Genomic DNA, 588 nt, shown 5'->3' with positions numbered 1-588 from the left:
GGCCGGGCGCTGGTACCTCATGTCGGCCAAGGCGGGCGAGGCCCGGGCCGCCTGTGCGCTCGGCTTCCTGCTGCGTGACGCGGGCGACCGGGAGAGCGCCGCCGTGTGGTGGCTGCGCGCCGCGCAGGACGGCGACGGCAACGCCGCGAACGCCCTCGGCGCGCTGCACGCGGCCCGGGGGGAGCAGCAGACCGCCGAGCGCTGGTACCGCGCGGCGATGGACGCGGGCGACGTCAACGGCGCGTACAACCTCGGGCTGCTCTGCGCCGCCCAGGACCGCACCGCCCAGGCCGAGCAGTGGTACCGCCGCGCCGCCTACGCGGGCCACCGCGAGGCCGCCAACGCGCTCGCCGTGCTCCTGCTGCAGGCCGGCGACCCGGCCGGCGCCGAGCCCTGGTTCTCCAAGGCGGCCGAGGCGGGCAGCGTCGACGCGGCCTTCAACCTCGGCATCCTCTACGCCGGGCGCGACGAGGACCGCACCGCCCTCCTCTGGTACGAGCGGGCCGCGGCGGCCGGGCACACCGAGGCGGCGCTCCAGGTCGGCATGGCGCTCCTGCACCACGGAGAGGAGCAGGAGGCCGAGCGCCA

At 77.7% G+C, this 588-nt stretch carries 1 pseudogene; it reads left to right on the top strand.

Annotated elements, in window-relative coordinates:
• Positions 1–588: pseudogene (locus G3I41_RS31510) on the top strand (sel1 repeat family protein); the annotation flags it as partial.

Source organism: Streptomyces sp. SID9727, from assembly GCF_010550605.1.
GTDB lineage: Bacteria > Actinomycetota > Actinomycetes > Streptomycetales > Streptomycetaceae > Streptomyces.
The sequence above is the reverse complement of the archived record's forward strand: the minus strand, read 5'-3'. Positions and strand labels throughout refer to the sequence as shown.